This is a genomic window from Actinokineospora enzanensis DSM 44649, from assembly GCF_000374445.1.
GTDB lineage: Bacteria > Actinomycetota > Actinomycetes > Mycobacteriales > Pseudonocardiaceae > Actinokineospora > Actinokineospora enzanensis.
Map to the genome: position 1 here is coordinate 76,183 of NZ_KB894429.1, position 20,519 is coordinate 96,701.

The window sequence follows — 20,519 nt, forward strand, 5'->3', positions numbered from 1 at the left end:
CCCGTGCCCGGCCCACACAGCACCTACCTGGTGATCAGCCCGCCGCGCAGCGCGTCGACGGCGTTGTCCCGCGTCATCTGGAACAACCCCGGCGTGCGGTACTACTCGCACGAGCCCTACGAGTCGACGTACTTCCGCGGCCTCGACCGGGCCGAGGCGTCGGCGGCGCTGGCGAACCCGCTCGACCTCGCCGACGTCGTCGGCGCGAAGACCGGGGACGGCCTGCTGGTCAAGGAGATCAGCTTCCAGCTCGGCGACAACCTGCCCGACCTGCTCGCCCGCACCGCGCACCCGGTGGTGTTCCTGCTGCGCGACCCGCGGCTGACCATCGCCTCCCGCCGCCGGGTGAAGGAACTCCAGTCGCAGCCGCCGGACTTCCCGCTGGTGGAGACCGGATGGCACGATCTCGTCGCGCAGATCGACCACTGTCGCGCGCACGACGTCGAGCACCTCGTCATCGACGCGTTCGACTTCCGCTCCGACCCGGCGCCGATCCTCCGCAGCCTGGTCGAGGCCTGGGGGCTCGACTTCGACCCGGCCCAGCTGAGCTGGCAGCCGCGCCCCGGGCTGAACCTGAGCAACCACCGGGTCGGCGGCGTCGACCACTACTTCACCCGCGTCCTGCACAGCCGGGGCCTGGAGCTGCCCGTCGAGGTGCCCATCCCGGTCGCGGACTTCCCGGCCGACCGCGGCCTGCGCGACCACGTCCGCTGGGCGATGGACCAGTACGAACGGCTGCGGGCGGCGCCCGAGTTCCGTACCGGAGCGGAAGCCGCCCACCGCTGACGCGGCCACCGCAAGGCAACCAGGGGGAAGTCGTGCCCATCGTCACTGCCGCCGAAGACCTCGTCGTCGATGACGTCTACGTCGACCTGCGGTCCGTACTCGGCCGCGAGCTCTACCTCAAGTGCGAGAACTTCAACTTCGCGGGCTCGGTGAAGCTCAAGGCCGCCCGGTCCATGCTGGACGACGCCGAGCGTTCCGGCGTGGTCACCGCGGACTCGGTGCTCGTCGAGTCCTCCTCCGGCAACCTGGGGATCGCGCTGGCCATGCTCGCCGCCAGCCGCGGCTACCGGTTCGTCTGCGTCATCGACCCGCGGGCGAACCCCGGGGTGCGGCGCATGGTGGAGAGCATGGGCGGCGAGGTCGTCCTGGTCACCCAGCTGGACGAGACCGGTGGCTACCTGGGCAGCCGGATCCGCGCCGTGCAGGAGCTGTGCGAGGCCAACCCGGACCACGTCTGGCTCAACCAGTACGCCAACCCGGAGAACTGGCGCGCCCACTACCGGCACACCGCGCCCGCGCTGGTCCGCCAGTTCCCGTCGGTGGACTACGTGTTCATCGGCGCGGGCACCACCGGCACGCTGATGGGCTGCGCCAGATACTTGCGCGACCTCGCGCACAAGGCCAAGGTCATCGCGGTGGACACGGTCGGCTCGGTCACCTTCGGCGGTGCGGCGGGCCCCCGCTTCCTGCCCGGCCTCGGCACCAGCAGGCGGCCGGAGCTGGTCGACGAGGCCGTGGTCGACGAGGTGGTCATGCAGGACGAGCGTGCGGCCGTGCGGATGTGCCACCGGCTGGCCGGGCGCGGGTTCCTGTTCGGCGGCTCCACCGGCACCGTGCTGGCCGCCGCCGAGCGGTACCTGAAGGACCTGCCGGACGACGTCACCGCGGTGGCCATCTCGCCGGACCTCGGCGACCGCTACCTCGACACCCTCTACGACCGGTCCTGGGTGGAGGAGCGCTTCCCCGGTTGCCTGTCGCCGCTGCGCCGGGCACCGCGGCACGAGCTGCAGAAGACGTTCGTATGACCACGCTGCACGACGAATGGGGGTACTCGATGAGCACCGACATCGGGCCACGGCGGGACGACCTGCCGCCGATGGCCGAGCACGACGTGCGGGACCGGGGCGCGACCGTGTGGTTGACCGGTCTGCCCAGCTCCGGAAAGTCCACCATCGCCCGCGCCGTCGCCGCCCGGCTGCGCGCGGCCGGGCACCGGGTGGAGGTTCTCGACGGCGACGAGTTCCGCGCGAAGCTGTCCACCGGGCTGGGTTTCTCCCGCGCCGACCGTGACCTCAACGTCTATCGCGTCGGCTGGGTCGCGCAGTTGTTGGCGCGCAACGGGGTCAAGGTGCTGGTGCCCGTCATCGCGCCCTACGCCGACGCGCGCGCCGTGATCAGGGAGCAGCACCTCAGCGAGGGAACGCCATATCGCGAGGTGCACGTCGCCACGCCGTTGGAGATCTGCGCGCGGCGGGACGTGAAGGGCCTGTACGCGCGGCAGCGCACGGGCGAGATCAGCGGACTGACCGGAGTGGACGACCCCTACGAGGTCCCCGGCACCCCGGACCTGCGGCTGCGTACGCACGAGGAGACTGTGGAGGAGTCCGCCGGACGCGTGCTGGCGGAAATGAAGACGTGGGGTCTGCGGTGACCTCCTTCGCCGACCGGACCACGACCCGGGACCCCGCCACGAACCCCGACCAGCTCGACGCGCTGGAGGCGGAGGCGGTCCACATCATCCGGGAGGCGGTGGCCGAGGGACGCGCGCCCGCGCTGCTGTTCTCCGGCGGCAAGGACTCGGCGGTGCTGCTGCACCTGGCCCTGCGCGCGTTCGCCCCCGCCCGGCTGCCGTTCGGGCTCCTGCACGTCGACACCGGCCACAACTTCCCCGAGGTGATCGCCTACCGGGACGCGGTGGTGCGGCGGCGCGGGCTGGACCTGGTGGTCGCGAGCGTGCAGGAGTGGATCGACGACGGCAGGCTCGCCGAGCGGCCCGACGGCCTGCGCAACCCGCAGCAGACCCGGCTGCTCCTCGACGCCGTGGCCACGCACCGCTTCGACGTGTTGTTCGGCGGCGCGCGCCGCGACGAGGACCGCGCCCGCGCCAAGGAACGCGTGTTCTCCGTGCGTGACGGTTTCGGCGGCTGGGATCCCCGTCGGCAGCGCCCCGAGCTGTGGCGGCTCTACAACGGGCGGCTGCGTCCCGGCGAGAACCTGCGCGTGTTCCCGCTGTCCAACTGGACGGAGGAGGACGTCTGGAGTTATGTCGTGCGGCACGCGGTGGAACTGCCGTCGATCTACTTCGCCCACACGCGCGCGGTCTTCCGCCGCGACGGGATGCTGCTGGCGCCCGGCGCGTGGGGTGGCGACGGTGAAGACCTGCACACCCGCACGGTCCGGTACCGCACGGTGGGGGACATGTCGTGCACCGGCGCCGTCGAGTCGACCGCGACCACGGCCGAGGAGGTGCTGCGCGAGGTGCGCGAGAGCGTGCTGAGCGAACGCGGCGCCACCCGGGCCGACGACCGGCTGTCCGAGTCCGCGATGGAGGACCGCAAGCGGGAGGGGTACTTCTGATGACCGGCACGCTCTCCGACGTCCGACTGCTGCGGCTGGCCACCGCGGGCAGCGTCGACGACGGCAAGTCCACCCTGGTCGGGCGGCTGCTGCTGGACTCCGACTCGGTGTTCGCCGACCAGTACGACGCGCTGGCGGCCACCGGGACCGTCGACCTGGCGCTGCTCACCGACGGCCTGCGCGCCGAACGCGAGCAGGGCATCACCATCGACGTGGCCTACCGCTACTTCTCCACCGCGACCCGCCGGTTCGTGCTCGCCGACACGCCGGGGCACGTGCAGTACAACCGCAACACGATCAGCGGCATGTCCGCCGCCGACGTGGCGGTGGTGCTGGTCGACGCGCGCCGGTCGGTGCAGGACCAGACACGCAGGCACCTGGCCACGGCCGCGTTGCTGCGCGTGCCGCACGTGGCCATCGCGGTCAACAAGATGGACGCCGTCGACTACCAGGCCGACCGGTTCACCCAGGTCGCGGAGGACGTGCTCGGGTGCGCCTGGCAGCTGGGCGTGGCGGATCCGGTGGTGATCCCGGTGTCCGCGCTGGCCGGGGACAACATCGTGCGTCGGTCGTCCACAATGGACTGGTATGGCGGGCCGACGCTGCTGGAGCACCTGGAGCGCGTCCCGGTCACGCCGATCCGGTCGACGGGTGGCGCGGCGCGGCTGTCCGTGCAGTGCGTGCTCAAGGACGACGGTGGCGCCGGTGATGTCGGCCGCTCCTACGCGGGTCGGTTGACGTCCGGGCCGTTGGCCGTCGGCGACGAGGTCGTGGTGCTGCCGTCCGGCCGGTCCACGCGGGTCCGCGCGCTCGGCAAGCTGGGCGCGCCGGTGGACTCGGCGTTCCCCGGCGACTCGGTGGAGGTCACGGTGGCCGATCACGTGGACGTGTCCCGGGGTGACCTGATCGCTCGTCCGGCCGCGCCCTCGCTCGTGGACTCGTTCCGGGCGGTGGTGTGCGCGGTGTCCGAGCGCGCGGTGCGGCCCGGTGAGCATGTCCTGGTCAAGCACGGCACGCGCACGGTCCGCGCGCTGCTGCACGAGATCCACGCCGGTCTCGACCTGGCCTCGCTGCGGTACCTGCCGGGGCTGGGCGCGGTCGCGGGCAACGACATCGCGCTGGTCACCGTGCGCACGGCGGAGCCCCTCCCGGTCGAGGACCACGCCGACGACCGGGAGACCGGCTCGTTCCTGCTGCTCGACCCGGACGACGGCGGCACACTCGCCGCGGGCATGGTCGGCGCGGCGACCGATCGGCGTGCGGACGATCCGCGGTGATCGACCCGGCGATCGTGGCGGCGGGGTTCGTGCTGGGCGGCGTCATCGGCCTCACCGGCATGGGCGGCGGCGCGTTGCTGACCCCGCTGCTGGTCGGCGTGTTCCACATCCCGCCCGGCCTCGCGGTCGCCTCCGACCTGGTCGCGTCGGCGCTGATGAAGCCGTTCGGGGCGGCCATCCACCTGCGGTCCAGGACGGCCGACATCTCCGTGGTCCGGTGGCTGGTGGTCGGGTCCGTGCCGACCGCCTTCGCCGCGCCGATCCTGGCCGGGCAGCTGTTCGGCCATGGCCTGGACGAACAGGTGTTGCGCCTGGTCATCGGCGTGATGGTGGTGCTCAGCTCGCTGCTGGGGCTGGTGCGCACCGCGTGGACGATCCGGGAGCGGCGCCGGGGCGCTGCCCCGACCAGGGAACCCAGGCGGGCGGCGATCTGCGCGCTGGGGGCGGTCGCGGGCCTGCTGGTCGGGCTGACGTCGGTGGGCTCCGGGTCGCTCGTGTCGGCCGGTCTGGTGCTGCTAGTGGTGCGACCCAGAACGTCGGCCGTGTATCGGCGGGTCCACGGCGTGGCTGGCGGTGCCGCCGGGACGGCCTCGTACTGGATGTACTTGGTCGTTTCCGGCGGTGCCGTCAGGCACGTCGTGGGCGGGTCGAGACATGGTCGACGTTCTGGGTCGCACCACTAGTACCGTCGATGGCGGGCGGACGGCTGAGCGCGACCGACCTCGTGCAGGCGGTGCCCATGGTGTGGGCGGCCGCCCTGGGACACCTGGTGGTCGGCGAGTTCGACCTGGGCGTCACCTCGTCGGTGGTCATCGGCGGCGTGCCGGGCGTGGTCATCGGCAGCCTGGTCGCGGCACGGGCGCGCGGCGGCTGGCTCAAGTCGGTGGTGCTGGCCCTGCTGATGTTCTGCGGCCTGTCGATGCTCGGCGCGCCGTTCGTGCTGGCGGGCATCGTGGCGGCCGGGGCCAGGCTGGCGAACCACCTGCTGGGCAGCGCGCCCGCGGTCGACGGACAAATACCCGAACACAGGTAGGCGACATGGATCTCACCGGACTCTCCGACCACCTCTTCGCCGCGGAACTGGCACGGCGGACCGGACAACGGCTACAGCGGTTCCGCGCCGAGCACACCGGCTTGTCCGGACGCGAGCTGGGCCGTGCAGGCGACGCGGCGGGGCAGGCCTTCATCGCCGAGCAGCTCGCCCGGTACCGACCGGGCGACGGGGTGCTGTCCGAGGAGGCGCCGGACGATGCGGCGCGGCTCGGGCAGCGGCGGGTGTGGATCGTGGATCCGCTGGACGGGACCAAGGAGTACGGCCTGGGGGACCGGCCGGACTGGGCGGTGCACATCGCGTTGTGGGCGGACGGCATCACGGCCGCGGCCGTGGCGGTGCCCGAACTGTCCTTTGTGTACTCGACGGCCGACCCGGTCCCGGCGTCGCCACCCGAGCCGAAGCTGCTGGTCAGTGCCACCCGGCCACCCGATGCCGCGGTCACCGTCGCCGCCGAGCTGGGCCTGACCCTGACCGGGATGGGCTCGGCCGGGGCGAAGACGGCCGCGGTGATCCGGGGCGAGGCCGTGGGGTACCTGCACGCAGGCGGCCAGTGGGAATGGGACTCCGCGGCCCCGGTCGGCGTCGCCCTGGCCGCGGGCCTGCACGCCTCCCGCGCCGACGGGTCGCCGCTGGCCTACAACCGGCCGAACCCGTACCTGCCGGACCTGCTGATCTGCCACCCGGCCCACGCCTCGGCGATCACCGAGCTGGTCGCCGGGGCCTGACCGAAGGGGAAAGGATGAAGCCGTTCCAGGACCCGGTCGGCGGAATGTCCACTGTGGAGTGGGAAGCGCTGTCGGCCGACCGGCTGTACTCGTCATACCGATGGCTCGACCTGACCGCGTCCTCGATGGCGGGAGCCGTGCATGGCCGGACCCCCGCCGGTGCCCTGGCCGCGATGCCGATCTCGGTGGCCGACGACGGACTCGGGGATTTCTACCGCTGGTCCGACCAGCTCGCTCCCCGTGGCCTCGTGGCGCCCCCGGCGTCCGGGGTGTTGGTCGGTCCGCGTCGGGGCTACCAGTCGCACCTGTTGTCCTCGCCAGGGGCCGACCCGGTGGCGGCGGCCGCGACCGTGCTCGATGGACTGTCCTCTCTGGACGACGTGCCCGATGGCGCGCCCCGGGTCGGGATGTATCTCGACACGGCGTCCGTGGTGGCGTTCCGTTCGGCGGGCGTGCGCTCGTTGCCGGTGTTGCTGCGCGCGGACGCCTGGATCCCGGTACCGGACGGAGGCTGGGACGACTGGCTCCGCTCGCTGCCCAGCCGCAGCCGCGCTGAGCTGGTCCGCCGCGAACGCCGCAAGTTCGAGGCGGTGGGCTACGAGGTCACCGACCACCCACTGTCCGATTGGGTCGATGTGGTCGGCCAGTTGCTGACCAACACCGAGGCCAAGTACGGCCACTCCACCGACCCGGCCGCCCGCCGCGCCTTCCTGGGCAGGCAGGCGGACTGCATGGGCCCCGCCGCCCGCGTCCTGCTGTGCGCCCGACCGGGTGAGCCCCCCGTCGGCTACTGCCTCTACTACCTGTGGGGCGACACACTGTTCCTCCGCTCCGCCGGCTTCGACTACTCGCGCCTGCACAACGCCGCCGAGTACTTCAACCTCGTCTACTACCTGCCGGTCCGCATCGCTGCCGAGGCCGGTGCCCACTGGATCCACGCGGGCGTCGAGGCAGCGGAGGCCAAGGCCATGCGCGGCGCCCAACTCCGTCCACTGTGGCTCCTGGAACTCTCCGACGGCGTCCTGTCCGACCAGGACGACGCGATCCGCGCCGCCAACACGGCCCTGGTCACCGAACTCACGGGATCCTCCTCGGCCGTCCGCACGGCCTGGTGCACCACCGCCGCCGACGACTTCGGCATCACCCCGACCGAGCCCGCATGATCGGCGGATTGCCCCGGGAGTTCGGGAAGGTCTGGTTGAGTCACGCGCTGACCCAGACCGCGACCAAGTGCGTCGCGATCGTGCTGCCGTTGCTCGCCGTGGTGTCGTTCGACGCGACCCCGGCCGAGGTCGGTGTGCTGAACGCCGCGCAGACCGTGCCGTTGTTCCTGTTCACCCTCCTGGCCGGTGCCTGGCTGGACAACCACTCACGCAGGCCGAACCTCCTGGTCGCCCACATCGCGCGCGGCGCCGTGCTTCTCGCCGTCCCGGGCCTGGCGTTCGCGGACGACGCCGGGATCTGGCTGCTGTGCGTCGTCGCGTTCGTGGCCGGGGCGTTCACCGCGTTGGGGGACGTCACCTACCCGGTGTACATCCCGGCGCTGGTCGGGACCGATCAACTTGTCGCCGCCAACAGCAGGCTGGAGGTGATCAGCTCGCTCGCCCAGGTGGCCGCCCCCGGGTTCGGCGGTGTGCTCGTGGGCGCGCTCGGCGGCAGCTGGTCGGTCACCCTGGTCGCCCTGCTCTACCTCGGTGGTGCCACGGCCGTGTTCCTCATCCGCACACCGGAGGGGTTCACGCCGCGAGAAGGGCCGCGCGGGCGGTTGCTGTCGAACATCGCGGTCGGCGCCGGATTCCTGTTCCGCACGCCGATGTTGCGCCTGCTGGCCATGGAGGCGGCCTGGTTCAACCTGTTCGAGCAGGCCGTCGTCACCGTCTACCTGGTGTTCGCGGTGCGCGAGCTGCACCTGTCGCCGGGGGAGTTGGGGCTCAGCATGGGGATCGGCGCGGTCGGCGCGGTGCTCGGTTCCGGGTTCGCGCGCAGGCTCGGGCGGGCGGTCGGCATGCACCGGGTGTTGATCGGCGGCATGGCGGCGGCCAGCGTCGCCCCCGCGCTCATCCCGTTGGCGAGCCCGGCGCCCATGGTGTTCGGCGGGGTGTCGTTCGTGCTCTACGGCTTCGGCCTGTCGATGTTCAACGTCTTCAGCGTGTCGATGCGGCAGCGCATCACCCCGCCGGACCTGCTCGGCCGGGTGACCGCCACGTTCCGCTTCGTCGCGTTCGGCACGATCTGGGTCGGCGCGCTGGTCGGCGGCGGACTCGGCGAATGGCTGGGCCTGGCCACGACCCTGTGGATCGCGGTGGCCGCGCTGCTCGCGGGCTGGGCGATCTTCGCGTTCCGGTTCCTGGCGTTGCGGCGAACCGATCAGGAAGTGCACACGCACACCGAATCATTGGTGGGATAGGGGAATCTCGTGATGGGCAGTCTCGCGTTCGTGGAGAGCAATCTGACGGGTACCGGCATGCGCGCCTTGCGCTTCGCCCACGAATCCGGTTGGCGGACATTGTTCGTCACCGCGGACCTAAGCATGTACACAAAGGACGCTGCGGCGGCCGCCACGATCGACGAATGCGCCGACGAGATCGTGGAATGCCCGAGCACCATCGACCCCGACCTGGTCGAGAAGCACCTCCTGGACCACCGCGACGACCTGGTCGGCGTCCTGACCGTCGGCGAGTACTACGTCCCGGTCGCCACCGAGGTCGCCGCCCGGCTCGGCCTTCCCGGCCTGTCCCCGGCCGCGGCCCTGCTCGCCAGGAACAAGCTGGAAAGCCGCCGCGCGTGTTCGGCCGCGGGTGTGCCGGTGCCCGCGTTCGGTTTCGCCGGGAATGCCGTGGAAACGGCCGAGGTGCTGGCCCGGACCGGCCTGCCCTGCGTGGTGAAGCCGGTCGACGAATCGGCGAGCGTGGGGGTGTCGTTGTGCCGCGGCGAGGGCGAGGTGACGGCCCGGATCATCGAGTTGTCCGCGTCGGACCGCAACTCGCGCGGACAGCGACACACGCCGGGCGGCCTGATCGAACAATGCGTGTTCGGCCCGGAAGTCAGCGTGGAAACGGTGACGTACCAAGGAAAGCACACCGTTCTCGGCGTCACCGAGAAGTCCGTCGGCCAGGTCCCGTGGTTCGTCGAGACCGGCCACACGTTCCCGTCCGCCCTGCCCCCGACCGTCACCGAACCCGCGGCCGCCGTCGCCCTCGCCGCCCTGGACGCGATCGGCTTCGACTTCGGCGCCGCCCACACGGAGCTCAAGCTCACCGCCGACGGCCCGGTGCTCATCGAGATCAACCCGCGCACCCCCGGCGACCACATCCCCACCCTGGTCCGCAACGCCACCGGCGTCGGCCTCCTCGAACAGTACGTCGCCATGCACGCGGGCGCCGCCCCCCGCCTCTCGCCGACGACCACCGCCGCCTCCGCCATCCGCTTCCTCACCGGCCGCGAAGGCACCGTCCGCGCGGTCGACGGCATCTCGGAGGCCGAGCGCGTGCCCGGGGTGGTCGAGGTCGCCCTGCGGGTCACGGCAGGCGCCCACACCCACTGGCCCACCAACAGCCACCACCGCATCGGCCACGTCATCGCGGTGGGCACCACACCCGCCGAGGCATCGGCCCGCGCGGAGGCCGCACGTGCGCTGTTGACCGTGGCGTACTGAGCTTTCCGGCCGCTCCCTTAGGTCGGGTCGCCGGTCAGGCAGTGCTGGACGAGTGGACCGAAGCGGGTGACCAGCTCGTCGACCGATGCCGACGCGAGGGGTTCGAGGCGGATGATGTAGCGGGCCACCGCGAGACCGAGGATCTGGACGTTGACCATGCCCGCCCGCATCGCGGCGTCCGGTGTGTCCAGCAGTCCGGCCAGCCGGTCGGTGATCTCCCGTGCGATGAACTCGCGCAGCAATGCCTGGGAGCCTTCGTCGGTGGGCGCGGATCGGGTGAGCAGCACCAGGGGAGTGCGTTCGGAGCGGTCGAGGTTCTCCAGGAGCGTGCGGACGACGCGTTCGCCGATGCCGTCCAGGCCGCCGGTGAAGACGGACTCGATGGCGGGTGGGACGGCGTCGGACATCTCCAGGGCGGCGCTGAACAGGCCCTGCATGGTGCCGAAGAAGTAGAACACCATGGCCGGGTCCACCTCCGCTGCGGCGGCGATCGCACCGAACGAGTGACGACGCAGGGCCTACAGCGGACGGGTGAACATGCGCCGTTCAGCGGAGATGGGCCGGGCGTCCGGAGCAAGCTGGTACCCGGCCGCTGCCGAATGCGCGTGGCCGCGGAGGTGGCCCCGGTGGCGCCCGAACCCCCTACAGCGCCCGTGACCGACGAAAGCCTGGTGGTGCGCAACGACGCGGCCACGTGCACGGCGGCCGGCCTGGTCCAGGCAGGCGTGGTGCACGGCGGACTGCACCTGCACCCACCCGCCGAGCCGCGCGGTTCGCCGGAACCGCGGACGTCCGGGACGGATGCCGGGCGGTCCACCGATGAGCTGGCCAGGCGGGTGGAGGCGCAGTGGCGGGCCGCGGCCGCGGAGCGGGGGTTGGTGGATCGGCCGTTGAAGGTGTACTGGCGGTGGTCGGACTCGGGGATCAGCGGGCCGCCGGAGGACGCGGTCGGCGATCCGGGGCACGTGCGGTTCGCGCCATTGCCCGGACTGCCGCGGGTGGGGTCCGCGCGGTTGGCTCGGGGTGAGGTCGGGGACCTGTTCGGGGTATACGGGGGACTGGACTCGGGGCGGATCGTCCTGGTGGGCGACGCGGGCTCGGGTAAATCGGGCGCGATGATCCGACTGCTGCTGGACGCCGTCGCGCACCGCGCGGGGTTGGGCGATCCCGCGGTTCGTGCGCGAGTACCGGTGCCGGTCCTCCTCACCGCGTTCGACTGGGTGCCCGATCGTGAAGGGTTCGTCGAGTGGGTGACGCGCAGGCTGGAGGTCGAGCACCGGTTCCTCAAGACGGCCCGCGGCTCGATGTCCTCGGCGCGGGCGCTGGTGGACGAGGGGCTGGTGAGCGTCCTGCTCGACGGCGTCGACGAGATGGCGCCCGCGGCCCGCGGCCGGGTGCTGCGCGAGGTGAGCAGGCAGGCCCGGTGTCGTGTCGTGCTGTCCAGCCGCAGCCGGGAGCTGGCGCAGGCCGTCACGGGTGGTCACCTGCGTGGCGCCGCCGCGCTCGAACTGATCCCGATCGAGCCCGTCCGGGCGGCCGACCACCTGGCGTTGCGCGTGGTGCACCCGGTCCCCGCCGCGTGGCGGACGCTGATCGACCGGCTGCGCGGCGGTCGGGACCCGGCATTGGCAGGTGCGCTGGACACGCCGCTCATGCTCGGACTGCTGCTGGACACCTATCTCCCGCACGACGCGGTGGACGAGCTGTGCGACCGGGAGCGGTTCCCCACCGGACAGACGGTCGAGGACCACCTGCTCGCCCGCGTGCTCCCCACGGCGTACGACACGCACCCGGGCGCGCCACGTCCGGCGTACACGCTGGCGCAGGCCGAGCGGTGGCTGGGTTTCCTCGCGGGGCAGATGAACCGGGAGGACACCCGGGACCTGGCCTGGTGGCGGATCGGGCGCTGGAAACCGGCCTGGCCGCGGATCGCGGTCTCCGGAGTGCTCGTCGGGCTGGCGGACGGGCTGGCGTGCGGGTTCCTGTTCGGCCGCGTGGTCGGGCTGGCGGTCGGCCTCGGCGTGGCGTTGCTGATCTTCGCCACCGGCAGGCTCGGCGCCGACAAGTACAACCGGTATCCGCCCCAGTACCACGGGCTGCGCTGGAACCGGCAGTCTCCCCGGGTCGCGCTCACCTTCGGGCTGCACTTCGGACCGGCGGGCACGCTCGGGTTCGCGGCGGGCGTCGGGGCCACCGGCGGGCTGTGTTTCTGGCTCGCGCTGGACTCCCCGGTCGGCGGGGTGGTCGGCGGCCTCATCTGGGTCCTGATGGCCGCGGTCGCGGCCGTGCTCACCGACGCGCTGGGCACCGCGCACCCCACCGACGGCCTGCTCACGCCGCTGAACTCCTGGCGGGGCAACAGCCGCATGGTCGTCGCGTCCGGACTGGCCGTGGGGCTGGCGAACGGCGTCCTCTGCGGCGGCCTGTCCGAGCTCCTGCTGCGGCAGAACGGTTTCTCCCTCGGCGTCGCCACGGCGGTCACCTTCGGCGTCCCGTTCGCGATCCGCGCCGGATCCCCGTATGCCTGGTCGACGATGCTGACGGCCGCCCAGCTCCGCCGCGCGGGCGAGGGCCCGCGACACACCGTGCGCTTCCTGGAGGACGCTCGGGCGCGCGGAGTCCTGCGCACCGCCGGGCCGATCTACCAGTTCCGCCACGCCCGGCTGCAGGACCTGCTCGCGGGCTGAATGTGTGTCAGGTCTGTCATCGACACACTGTCGAGATGGCCGCATGGCCCCGGCACGTGTGGGTGACCGCGTCAGCAGGTGACGATCAACGAGGTGAGCGCGTTGCAGACCACGGCCGCGACATCGTTGGCCGGGTTGGGATCCTGCGGTGTCCCGGCGACCCGCCCGGCGGCGGCGTTGAGCTGCCCGAGGGCGAGCAACCCGAGCGTGGCACGGACGGCCCGTTGGGTGGTACTGCCGGTGGCGAGCGGGCCGATGGTGCATGTCACCTGGGTGCCTGTGGCCGTGCAGCCTGCGGTTAGCGTGGTGGGGGTGGTTCCGAACGGCAGGTTGAGGAGCACGGTCGCCGACGTGAGGGTGTTGGGCCCGTTGTTGGTGATGCCGATGGTGTAGTCGATGCGGGCCCCGACCGGGGGCGCGGTGGCGGTGAGGGTGACGGCGGCGTCCGCGACCAGGGCGATCGCCCAGTCGCTTGCCATGATCGAGGCAGTGGGCCCACCGGGCGAGGCGGCGAGGTGGGCACGCCCGGTGCCGTCGGGGTTGACGGTGTCGAAGGCACGTCCGTTTGCCACGGTGACAAGGATCTTGCTGCCGTCCGGTGACCACTGTGGTCCGTATTCGAGCGGCCCCTTTGTCAGTGTGGACAGTCCGGTCCCGTCGGCATTGACGACGCTGGTGGCGGACGTGGTCCGACCGAAGAGCGTGAACGCGATCCGGCTGCCGTCGGGCGACCAGTCCGGGTGCCAGGCGCTGGTGAAGTCGGGATTGTCGGTCAACCGGACGGCGTTGGTGCCCCGCAGGTCCGAGACCCAGAGATTGTCGTTGCCGAGCCCGGTGGGCAGTCCGATGTAGGCGATCCGAGTACCCTTCGGGGACACCACGGGATCCACTCCGGACACTCCGGTGGGCGTGCGCCCGGTGCCGTCGGGTTTGACCGAGACGATCACACCGTCCTGATTGGAGTAGTAGATCCGACTGTCGGGGGACCACGAGATCGTCGGCACCACGAAACCCCGGTCCACCACGCCATCCGTGCCGACCTGGATCTGACCACTGCCGTCGGCGTTCATCACCCACACCTGACCCACCCCGCCGCGACCACTGACGAACGCGACCTTCCGCCCGTCCGGCGAGACCGAGGGGGAGATGTCGTAACCCGAATCGGTGGTGAGCCGCGCCCGTTCGGTGCCATCCGGGTTGACGGAGTAGATGTCGAGGTTGTCCCCGGCCCCATCGTGGTAGTAGATCTTCCCATTGGTACCGGGAAACGCCGCCACCGCAGGAACCGCACCCAAGGCAACACCCACGACGGCGGCGGCGACGATCGCGGCCAGACGGACACCGAACACGGCGCGCGACATGAGATCACAACTCCCTCGGGCAGCGGACGGACACCTCCAACGTATGCAGCCACCGCTGATGCCGGTATTACCCGATCCGGTCGCTTGCCACCCCACACCCACACGGAGCACCTGGTCGTCAACGATCACGCCAGGTCAGTGGCGAGAGGGTCACGGCCGCCTCGGCGATCCGCCGCCCGACCGCCGTCCTCAGCCCCTGCCGCGCCGAGTCGATCCACCCGTCGACCCGCCGAACGCCCACGTCGCGATACTCGACCGCCTGCAACAGCATCTCCAGCTTGTCGGCATCCTTGGCACACAACGCCTCCAGCGACCGCCGCGACTCGTACTCGTCGACCGCGTCGCGCACCATCCCGCGAGATCGCCCAGGCAGCTTCTCGGTCTGATCAGCGGTGATCCGGCGTGGCTCGGGCCTGGTCAGGTACTCGCCGACGGTGTGCGGCAGGTCGCCCGTCCGGGTTTCCTGACTGTCATGCCAGATCGCCAACAACGCGGCCCGGCCGGGGTCCGCACCTTCCTCGGCCGCGAGAATCGCCGCGAGCTGGGCGACCCGCAAGCTGTGTTCGGCAACGGACTCGGGATCCCGCACCCCAGCATGCCACCACCCGGCGCGCCGAATCCGCTTCAATATCCCCAACTCGTAACCGAAAGCTGCGATTGCGGCAGCGTCTTCTGACACAGGTCACCCTCTTCTGTCGACAACAAGTGGTCCAGTCTTCTATGCGGGTGCGGCCGATTTCGCCTGTGCCACCGCTTGTAGCGCCGCGCGCCATGGGTAGCTGTCCATGGCCTTGCCGCCGGTTCGAGGCGGGTGGGGTATGAATCCGTCTTCACCGAGCAGCACGGTGACGCCGGACTCGCGCAGCTCGGCCACGCTCCGGTGGAATACCCGGTTGTCGGCAAGAGCCGTGTTCACGAACGGAAGAACGGCGATCGGCACACCAAGACCGGTCAACTCGGCAAGCTGCGTCAGCGCGTAGGTGTCCGCGATTCCTGCTGCCCATTTGTTGATGGTGTTGTAGGTGGCAGGGGCGACGACGACCGCGGTCGCCTTGGGCAAGGGTGGTTGACCGGTGCGCTGGTGTCCGGTGCGGACCGGGTGTCCGGTGAGTTCTTCGAGCGCGTCGAGATCGAGGAAATGTTCGACCGCTGCCGGGGTGGCGATGCACCACACGTCCCAGCCATCGGATCGGGCCAATCGCACCATGTGCGCTATGTGGCCTGCCGGGCCTGCGCCGCAGATCATCAGGTAGAGGACTGGTGTGGTCATGTCTCGACTCCCGCTCTGGCTGCCATCTGCTTGGCCAACTTCGCCGGTTCGCCCGCTGTGTTGTTCAACAATGACCGGAGCAGGTTGTGTGCCAGTGGTCGACAGCGCACTTCTTCCGGTGCGATTTGCTCGGCCTGCGCGAGCAGGAGCACGGCTTGATGGTAGTTGCCGACGCTGGCATGGGCCCTCGTCAGGTCGAGCGTGTAGTTGGATCGCCGTTCGGCGGGCAGGGTCGAGACGGCGTCGGGATGGATTGTCTCGGCGAACTCCAGGGCTTGCCCGCCTTCGTGCAGGCGCACGAGCGCGGAGACTCGATGGATCATGGTGTTGGCCGTACCGAAGAATGTGTGGTGCGTGTCGTAGTTCGGCTTGAATCGCCGCGCTGTCTGCATTGCCACCTCATGCATCTCCCAGGCGAGCGAGGCATTGTCCTGGCCCGCGGCTGTTATGGACGCGGCGAGGTACAACATGCCTTGCAGTGACAAGAGTCGGGCTGGGTCGGCATCGACCTCGCCTCGCATTCGGTCGGCCATGGCCAGCAGTACATCGATCGTCTGGAGGTGGTTGCCGGTCATGGCCCGCGCGACACTGCGCGTGGCCCTCGCCAACGACCAGGTATCGCCGACGTCCAGCGCGGTGTGCATGGCCCGGTCGGCCGCGAGCCAGGCCAGGTCATGGGACTCGAACTTCAACAGCATGGACGATGCCAACCGGTACGCGGTGACCAGGACTCGCGAGGCCGCGATGTGGTCTGCTCCCGTTGTCGTCTGCACCACGGCCTGGGCGTCGCCCATGAGGGTGGGTAGATGACGAGCGACGACCGTGAAGCGTGATGTCATCCAGGCGAGGTCGAGGTAGGAGGCCTGGCGCGTGACGCGCGCGAGGCTGACGGGGTGCTTTGTCGGTACCAGGCCTGGATAGGCGGCAAGTGCGGCGCGGATGGCCTGGACTTCGTAGTTGTCGACGCATTGGATGGCGCGTTCGGCGTTGGCGGGGTCTGTCAGCGCGGTCGGTGCGACGCCGAGCGCGTCCGCGACTGTCTCGATCATGGGTAGGCGCACCAGTTCCCGCTCACCGGACTCGACCTTGTCCAACCACGACGTCGACCGCCCGACCATGTCGGCGAACTGCTTGCGCGACAGCTTCCGGCGCTCGCGCCAGTAGCGCACCTGAGCGCCGATGTGTCGAGCCATGGCACACCCCATCCGGACCGCGTTGATGGCTTCACTCTAGAGAACCGGCGGTCACACATTTTGTACAAGTCGTCACGGACCGTCCGCCTATCCTTCTGCTGCGGGCAACCAACGCCGGATCTACGCCGGTATCGGTGCTTCCAACCATCAACCACAGCGATAGCGAAGGAAATCGATGCCTGCCACGCCCCGGGCTGTTGCTCTCGGTCGTACTCTGCGGCGAACCGGATGCCCGGTGAGGTCGGCGAGGGCGTCGAGATCGAGGAAGTGCTCGACCGCCGCCGGAGTGGCAAGGCACCACGCGTCCCAGCCGTCGGACCGGGCCAACGTCACCATGCGCTCTGTGTGGTCCGCGGGCCCGCGCCGCAGATCATCAGGTAGAGGACTGGTGTGCTCACGCTCCGACTCCTGCCTGTGCTGCGCGCCGATACGGGTGGTCGACGGTTGTACTTCAGGTCGCGAGGGCCCCATGAGCACGCTCCACGCGCACTGTCCTGTACAAGGCTGGATCGCGCTAGGCTGGCGAATGAAACGAGGTGGTGCCGGGATGCCGAAGTCTATCGAGCCGTCGCTGTCGCCAGGGGTTCGGATCCAGAATGCCCGAAAGCGTGCCGGTATGTCCCGCGCCGTGCTGGGCGGCTTGGTCGACAGGTCCGCGGAGTGGGTGAAGGCGGTCGAGACGGGCAGGTTGCACACGCCGCGCCTGGACATGCTTCTGCGCATCGCGCAGGCGTTGGGCCTGGAGGATCTGCGGGATCTCACCGGAACCGCCTCGATTCCGGTGGCGTCGTTCGGCGGCGAGGCACATGCTGCCCTTGCCGATGTGCGGACGGCGTTGACGAGCTACCACGTCATCGACGAGTCGCCGCCTGCCAGTCTTGATCACCTGGCCGTGCGTTTGCAGCAGGCGTGGCACGTGCGGCACAGTTCCCCGGATCACCGCACTCGGTTGGGGGTGTTGTTGCCTGGGCTGATCCGCGATGCTCAGCACGCTGTCCGGCGGATTCCTGATGGTCGGCGCCGTGCGGCCCGTCGCGTTTTGGCTGGGGTCTATCAGCTCGCGGACTTTTATGTCGCATATCAGCCTGCGCCTGAGTTGCTGTGGATTGTCGCCGATCGTGCGCTGATCGAGGGGCAGGAGGCCGACGACCCCTATACGCGGGCTGGTGGCGTGTGGGCGATGGTCCAGGCGTTGCGGGACGCTGGTCGATGGGAGGAGGCAATCGAACTCGCCTCGAATACGATCTCGCAGCTGAACTCATCGTCAGAGAGGGGCCCCGATGACTGGCGGGGGATGGTCGGCGCGTTGGAAGCCGAACTCGCGTACATCCATGCCCGGCGTGGCAGGGCCGGGGATGCGTGGGCTCATCTGGAAACCGCGCATCGCATCGCGGGCAAGTTGGGTGGTGACTATCGTCATATCCAGACTTCGTACTCGCAGGCGGTCATGACGGCACACGCGACGACTGTCGCTGTCGAGCTGCGCCGGGCCGGGGAGGCCGTTCAAGCCGCTTCTCGGGTCAGCCCGGATCTGATCACGAGTGTGCCGCGGCGTGCCCGGCATCTGATTGAGATCGCCAGGGCACACCACCAGCAGGGCGACTATCACGCCACGTTCGCCTTGCTCGACAAGAGCTTCACGACAGCTCCGGAAACCATTCGCTACAACGGATTCGGCCGAGCGATGATCCTGGACATGCTGGCCAGCCCGCCAACGGGTCTTCGCGCCGAGGTTCAACGGCTCGCAAGCAACGTGGGGCTGGCTGTCGCGGCGTGACCCGAACGGGTGAGGGTACATATCGTACCCCGAATGGCATCGCTTCTCCGTAACGTTGAGTCCAGTCGACGTGAAGGTGGCCGGTGTGACCGAGGATGCGGCCCGCTATGCCTATCTTGCCGAGGGCAACGCCAAGCAAGCCCGCAAGCGCGTGGCGGTCGACCTGTTGATCCGTGACGAGCGCGGCCGTGTGCTCGTGGTGAACCCGACCTACAAGGATTACTGGGACCTGCCCGGCGGAATGGCGGAGCACAACGAGCCGCCGCGCCAGGCGGGTGAGCGTGAGCTGGCTGAGGAGCTCGGCCTCGCGGTCACCGCGGGGCGCCTGTTGCTGGTGGACTGGGCAGCCCCACACGGTCCGTGGCGCGATCAATTGATCTTCATTTTCGATGCGGGCACACTGGCCCTGGCGGAGAAGCGCGCCATGTCGATTCGAGACTCGGAGATCGGTGGTTTCGCTTTCGTCCCTGTCGTCGAGGCGCAGGCCATGCTGAGCCCTGATATGGCAGAACGCCTCGGCCGGGCGTATCTGGCGCTTGTCAATGGCACTACCGACTATTCGGAACGCTAGACGTGACCCTGGTGAGAACCGTTTCCGCGCTATGACAATTCGGGTACTCCCGTCGGTTGGAGCCCAGTGTGGTTCGACCGCGTCGTCCCTGGAATCTGGCCTCCATGATTACCGTTCAAGCAGGTCGCGGATGGCGCCGCCCCGCAAACGCCCCGCTGCCGCCCCGCACCCGCACCTTGTGCCCACATCGGTTTAGGCCCTTGACTTGGTTCAAGGCTGAATGACCCGTTGTCACGTCGTCATTTCCAACCCACTTCGACATAGCGAAGGAAGTCCATGTCATCTACGCCTCGGGGTGTCGCTCTCGGTCGTGCTCTTCGGCAGTTGCGTCGGGAGCGCGGGATGTCCCTGCGCGAGCTGGGGGAGAGGATCGATCGCGACTTTCCCACGTTGTCACGTTGGGAGAGCGGTGAGCGGGTGCCCAAGCCCCAGCACGTCGCGCAGATTCTGGCGTTGCTCGGGGTCGAGGGTGATGGGTTTCGTCGGGTGATGCGGCTGGGTGAGGATCTGGACCAGACCTGCTGGGTGGCCAGTGCTGGTGCGGAGTTGGGGATCCAGCGCGATGCCTACCTGGCTGTGTCCGCCACCGCGGTTCATGTCACCGAGGTGGCGTCCCGGGTTGTTCCGCCGCTGTTGCGGACCAGGCAGGTCGCCACGGTCATGGCGCGGGCCGGTGAGGTGCCCGCCGATCAGGTCGACGCGCATCTTGCCGGGTTGTTCGCGCGTCAGCGTGCGGTCCTGCATCAGGAGTCCACGAGTCTGACCGTGCTTGTCGGGGCGGATGCGCTCGGACGGTCGATGGGGCGGACCGAGAGCCAAGTTGCCCAGCTTGAGCGTCTTCTCCGGCTTGCGGAGCATCCTCGGATCGATCTGCGTGTGACGCCTGCGGATGGGAGTCCGGACTTCAGTCAGCCGTTCACCGTCACCCGGACGCCCCACGCCACGCTCGCTGTGCTTCACCTGCGCGGGAGCACGGTCTGGTTGCACCGACCGGAGGACCTTGACCGCCTGACCGAGGACGTCGAGTTTCTCCGAGCGAACGCGTCGAGTCCTGCGGATTCCGTCGCGGAGATCACCGAGGTGCTCCGCGCGCACGGCACCGCCGATCTCGTCCAGGCGGGCTGATCGTGATGAACGGCACGGGCGTGCATGGCTGAGAACTGGGCCGCGGTGGCCAGGGTGGTCACGAGGCGGATGGAGCAGCTCGGTGTGCCCCAGCACCTGGTGGTGCAGCGGTCCGGGGTCTCCAAGGCAACGGTGTTCGAGATCCAGAACAACCGGGCCCAGCGACGGAGAAATCCCCGGGTGCTCGAAGCGATCTCGGTGGCGCTTCGCCTGCACCCCACCCACTTGTACGCGGTGCTCCACGGTTTACCGACGCCATCCGACCACGCAGGCGGCGGAGCAGCGCCGCGAGAGGCACGCACATCAGGCGTCCACGACGAACTCACGGTAATGCGGGAGAAACTCGCTGCGGCGTTGTCGAGCCTGGAACGAATAGAGCGGGCACTCGCCGCACCGGAACAATCCGGTGCCGACCTGGGAAACGGCGGGTGAGCAGTCAGCTCACCCGCCGTTTCCGAAGA

21 protein-coding genes are annotated in these 20,519 nt (G+C 69.9%); 16 read left to right on the forward strand and 5 right to left on the reverse strand.

Going from position 1 to position 20,519, the window contains the following annotated elements:
* The first annotated feature begins 3 nt into the window (after nt 1-3).
* The 11 genes from C503_RS0126645 to C503_RS0126695 are packed head-to-tail and all read left to right on the forward strand — an operon-like array spanning nt 4 to nt 10,074.
* Nucleotides 4-786: a sulfotransferase-like domain-containing protein gene (locus tag C503_RS0126645; RefSeq protein WP_018685276.1), complete on the forward strand. Its 783-nt coding sequence runs from the start codon at nt 4-6 to the stop codon at nt 784-786.
* Between the two features lie 32 nt (nt 787-818).
* Nucleotides 819-1,811 (forward strand): 2,3-diaminopropionate biosynthesis protein SbnA, encoded by a 993-nt coding sequence (gene sbnA / locus C503_RS0126650; protein ID WP_018685277.1) that lies wholly within the window; start codon nt 819-821, stop codon nt 1,809-1,811.
* Entirely contained in the window at nt 1,808-2,437 is a 630-nt protein-coding gene (gene cysC / locus C503_RS0126655) for an adenylyl-sulfate kinase (protein ID WP_018685278.1), read from the forward strand. The genes sbnA and cysC overlap by 4 nt, the downstream gene beginning before the upstream one ends.
* Nucleotides 2,434-3,363 (forward strand): sulfate adenylyltransferase subunit CysD, encoded by a 930-nt coding sequence (cysD, locus tag C503_RS0126660; protein WP_018685279.1) that lies wholly within the window; start codon nt 2,434-2,436, stop codon nt 3,361-3,363. Before cysC ends, cysD begins: the two co-directional genes overlap by 4 nt.
* Nucleotides 3,363-4,640: a sulfate adenylyltransferase subunit 1 gene (locus C503_RS0126665; RefSeq protein WP_018685280.1), complete on the forward strand. Its 1,278-nt coding sequence runs from the start codon at nt 3,363-3,365 to the stop codon at nt 4,638-4,640. Before cysD ends, C503_RS0126665 begins: the two co-directional genes overlap by 1 nt.
* Nucleotides 4,637-5,323 (forward strand): sulfite exporter TauE/SafE family protein, encoded by a 687-nt coding sequence (locus C503_RS40990; RefSeq protein ID WP_026316729.1) that lies wholly within the window; start codon nt 4,637-4,639, stop codon nt 5,321-5,323. Before C503_RS0126665 ends, C503_RS40990 begins: the two co-directional genes overlap by 4 nt.
* 8 nt (nt 5,324-5,331) lie before the next feature.
* Nucleotides 5,332-5,673 (forward strand): TSUP family transporter, encoded by a 342-nt coding sequence (locus tag C503_RS0126675; protein WP_026316730.1) that lies wholly within the window; start codon nt 5,332-5,334, stop codon nt 5,671-5,673.
* 5 nt (nt 5,674-5,678) lie between these two features.
* Complete coding sequence (locus tag C503_RS0126680) at nt 5,679-6,419, forward strand: 3'(2'),5'-bisphosphate nucleotidase CysQ (protein ID WP_018685281.1); 741 nt, start codon at nt 5,679-5,681, stop codon at nt 6,417-6,419.
* Between the two features lie 14 nt (nt 6,420-6,433).
* Complete coding sequence (locus C503_RS43630) at nt 6,434-7,582, forward strand: peptidogalycan biosysnthesis protein (RefSeq protein ID WP_018685282.1); 1,149 nt, start codon at nt 6,434-6,436, stop codon at nt 7,580-7,582.
* Nucleotides 7,579-8,826 carry an MFS transporter gene (locus C503_RS41000; RefSeq protein WP_018685283.1) on the forward strand — a complete coding sequence of 416 codons (1,248 nt, stop codon included), beginning with the start codon at nt 7,579-7,581 and terminating at the stop codon, nt 8,824-8,826. The genes C503_RS43630 and C503_RS41000 overlap by 4 nt, the downstream gene beginning before the upstream one ends.
* Nucleotides 8,827-8,838: 12 nt before the next feature.
* On the forward strand, nt 8,839-10,074 hold the full coding sequence (locus C503_RS0126695) for an ATP-grasp domain-containing protein (RefSeq protein ID WP_018685284.1): 1,236 nt from the start codon (nt 8,839-8,841) through the stop codon (nt 10,072-10,074).
* A gap of 17 nt (nt 10,075-10,091) precedes the next feature.
* Here the strand turns inward: C503_RS0126695 and C503_RS0126700 are convergent, their stop codons facing one another.
* Complete coding sequence (locus C503_RS0126700; protein WP_018685285.1) at nt 10,092-10,535, reverse strand: TetR/AcrR family transcriptional regulator; 444 nt, start codon at nt 10,533-10,535, stop codon at nt 10,092-10,094.
* A gap of 192 nt (nt 10,536-10,727) precedes the next feature.
* Between C503_RS0126700 and C503_RS41005 the strand changes: the two genes are divergently transcribed.
* Nucleotides 10,728-12,761, forward strand: coding sequence for an NACHT domain-containing protein (locus C503_RS41005; RefSeq protein WP_051114944.1), 2,034 nt, complete (start codon nt 10,728-10,730; stop codon nt 12,759-12,761).
* A 71-nt stretch (nt 12,762-12,832) separates the two neighbouring features.
* Here the strand turns inward: C503_RS41005 and C503_RS48620 are convergent, their stop codons facing one another.
* The 4 genes from C503_RS48620 to C503_RS0126725 form a co-directional block, all read right to left on the reverse strand.
* A complete protein-coding gene (locus C503_RS48620; RefSeq protein WP_018685287.1) occupies nt 12,833-14,122 on the reverse strand; it encodes a DUF11 domain-containing protein in 1,290 nt (429 codons plus the stop codon).
* 118 nt (nt 14,123-14,240) lie between these two features.
* Nucleotides 14,241-14,801: an HD domain-containing protein gene (locus C503_RS0126715; RefSeq protein WP_026316732.1), complete on the reverse strand. Its 561-nt coding sequence runs from the start codon at nt 14,799-14,801 to the stop codon at nt 14,241-14,243.
* A 39-nt stretch (nt 14,802-14,840) separates the two neighbouring features.
* The gene (locus C503_RS0126720) at nt 14,841-15,392 is read right to left on the reverse strand and encodes a flavoprotein (RefSeq protein WP_018685289.1); all 552 of its coding nucleotides are present in this window, start codon (nt 15,390-15,392) and stop codon (nt 14,841-14,843) included.
* Nucleotides 15,389-16,585, reverse strand: a complete 1,197-nt coding sequence (locus tag C503_RS0126725) for a helix-turn-helix domain-containing protein (RefSeq protein ID WP_018685290.1) — start codon at nt 16,583-16,585, stop codon at nt 15,389-15,391. The genes C503_RS0126720 and C503_RS0126725 overlap by 4 nt, the downstream gene beginning before the upstream one ends.
* Before the next feature lie 547 nt (nt 16,586-17,132).
* Between C503_RS0126725 and C503_RS0126730 the strand changes: the two genes are divergently transcribed.
* The 4 genes from C503_RS0126730 to C503_RS46255 all read left to right on the forward strand — a co-directional run bounded on the left by C503_RS0126730 (nt 17,133) and on the right by C503_RS46255 (nt 20,490).
* A complete protein-coding gene (locus C503_RS0126730; protein WP_026316733.1) occupies nt 17,133-18,362 on the forward strand; it encodes a helix-turn-helix domain-containing protein in 1,230 nt (409 codons plus the stop codon).
* 85 nt (nt 18,363-18,447) lie between these two features.
* Nucleotides 18,448-18,933 carry an NUDIX domain-containing protein gene (locus C503_RS0126735; protein ID WP_245572593.1) on the forward strand — a complete coding sequence of 162 codons (486 nt, stop codon included), beginning with the start codon at nt 18,448-18,450 and terminating at the stop codon, nt 18,931-18,933.
* A 276-nt stretch (nt 18,934-19,209) separates the two neighbouring features.
* On the forward strand, nt 19,210-20,058 hold the full coding sequence (locus tag C503_RS0126740; protein ID WP_084477338.1) for a Scr1 family TA system antitoxin-like transcriptional regulator: 849 nt from the start codon (nt 19,210-19,212) through the stop codon (nt 20,056-20,058).
* Nucleotides 20,059-20,127: 69 nt separating this feature from the next.
* Nucleotides 20,128-20,490, forward strand: a complete 363-nt coding sequence (locus tag C503_RS46255; RefSeq protein ID WP_156893516.1) for an XRE family transcriptional regulator — start codon at nt 20,128-20,130, stop codon at nt 20,488-20,490.
* Nucleotides 20,491-20,519 lie beyond the last annotated feature (29 nt).

Coding starts and splice junctions, on each gene's coding strand:
- C503_RS0126695 (WP_018685284.1), top strand. CDS start 8,839: ATGGGCAGTCTCGCGTTCGTGGAGAGCAATCTGACGGGTACCGGCATG.
- cysC (WP_018685278.1), top strand. CDS start 1,808: ATGACCACGCTGCACGACGAATGGGGGTACTCGATGAGCACCGACATC.
- C503_RS0126675 (WP_026316730.1), top strand. CDS start 5,332: ATGGCGGGCGGACGGCTGAGCGCGACCGACCTCGTGCAGGCGGTGCCC.
- C503_RS0126680 (WP_018685281.1), top strand. CDS start 5,679: ATGGATCTCACCGGACTCTCCGACCACCTCTTCGCCGCGGAACTGGCA.
- C503_RS0126665 (WP_018685280.1), top strand. CDS start 3,363: ATGACCGGCACGCTCTCCGACGTCCGACTGCTGCGGCTGGCCACCGCG.
- C503_RS0126740 (WP_084477338.1), top strand. CDS start 19,210: ATGTCATCTACGCCTCGGGGTGTCGCTCTCGGTCGTGCTCTTCGGCAG.
- C503_RS0126720 (WP_018685289.1), bottom strand. CDS start 15,392: ATGACCACACCAGTCCTCTACCTGATGATCTGCGGCGCAGGCCCGGCA.
- C503_RS0126730 (WP_026316733.1), top strand. CDS start 17,133: ATGCCGAAGTCTATCGAGCCGTCGCTGTCGCCAGGGGTTCGGATCCAG.
- C503_RS0126700 (WP_018685285.1), bottom strand. CDS start 10,535: ATGGTGTTCTACTTCTTCGGCACCATGCAGGGCCTGTTCAGCGCCGCC.
- C503_RS43630 (WP_018685282.1), top strand. CDS start 6,434: ATGAAGCCGTTCCAGGACCCGGTCGGCGGAATGTCCACTGTGGAGTGG.
- C503_RS0126725 (WP_018685290.1), bottom strand. CDS start 16,585: ATGGCTCGACACATCGGCGCTCAGGTGCGCTACTGGCGCGAGCGCCGG.
- C503_RS46255 (WP_156893516.1), top strand. CDS start 20,128: ATGGAGCAGCTCGGTGTGCCCCAGCACCTGGTGGTGCAGCGGTCCGGG.
- C503_RS48620 (WP_018685287.1), bottom strand. CDS start 14,122: ATGTCGCGCGCCGTGTTCGGTGTCCGTCTGGCCGCGATCGTCGCCGCC.
- C503_RS41000 (WP_018685283.1), top strand. CDS start 7,579: ATGATCGGCGGATTGCCCCGGGAGTTCGGGAAGGTCTGGTTGAGTCAC.